The sequence below is a fragment of the Zhengella mangrovi genome, from assembly GCF_002727065.1.
Taxonomy (GTDB): Bacteria; Pseudomonadota; Alphaproteobacteria; order Rhizobiales; family Rhizobiaceae; genus Zhengella; species Zhengella mangrovi.
The window spans coordinates 1-632 of record NZ_PDVP01000069.1 but is presented as its reverse complement, the minus strand read 5'-3'; the positions used below and the strand labels follow the sequence as shown (position 1 = coordinate 632).

Genomic DNA, 632 nt, shown 5'->3' with positions numbered 1-632 from the left:
TCCTCATCACGAAGATCATCGACTGGTCGGAACGCGAGGGGCTGAAGACCGTCTACTTCGGAACCGGGACACAGGACTACAAGCTGCGGTTCGGCGGCCGCGCCATGCGGCTGGGACGCGTCATCCAGCCGCTCAACGTCAAGGGCAAGGCGTTTGTCCTGGCGAGGGAGTCCTACCGGTTCGCCCGGAAGTACGGGAGCCTGTCCGCCTGGCAGATCAACGACAACCGGCCCGGCTGACCCTGAAAGCACCCATTCCCGCTGGCAGACAGCCCCGGCGCGACGCTCACGGCGCCGGCGCGTGTTCCGCCCCGCTCACAACCCGGTTTCGATGACCAGCCGGTAAGCGGCCGTGTCGCGCTGCGCCAGGATCTGGTCCCGCTTCAGACGGGCATCGAGGAGGTCCCTTTCGGCCTGCAGGACATCGCGCAGGGAGGCAAAGCCGGACCGGTATTGCCTGCGCTTGACATCCGTCGCCTTCTCCAGCGCGGAAACCGCCTTGTCCGTGGCATCGCCCTGGCCGGACAGGCCGACATAGTCGGACCAGGCCTGGCGCAATTCCCGTTCGACGTCATGCCGCATGTCCTGGGCCGCATAGGTCGCGGCGGCCGTTTCGAAACGGGCCCTCTGGAC

General features: G+C 66.8%; 2 protein-coding genes. One reads left to right on the top strand and one right to left on the bottom strand.

Going from position 1 to position 632, the window contains the following annotated elements; translation table 11 throughout:
* Positions 1-239 (top strand): hypothetical protein (locus CSC94_RS24810; protein WP_165784592.1); only part of this gene is annotated, 239 nt, incomplete at its 5' end.
* Positions 240-314: 75 nt separating this feature from the next.
* On the opposite strand, the gene CSC94_RS24015 is transcribed toward CSC94_RS24810, so the two are convergent.
* The coding region (locus CSC94_RS24015) for a TolC family protein (protein WP_165784591.1) at positions 315-632 on the bottom strand (318 nt) is incomplete at its 5' end.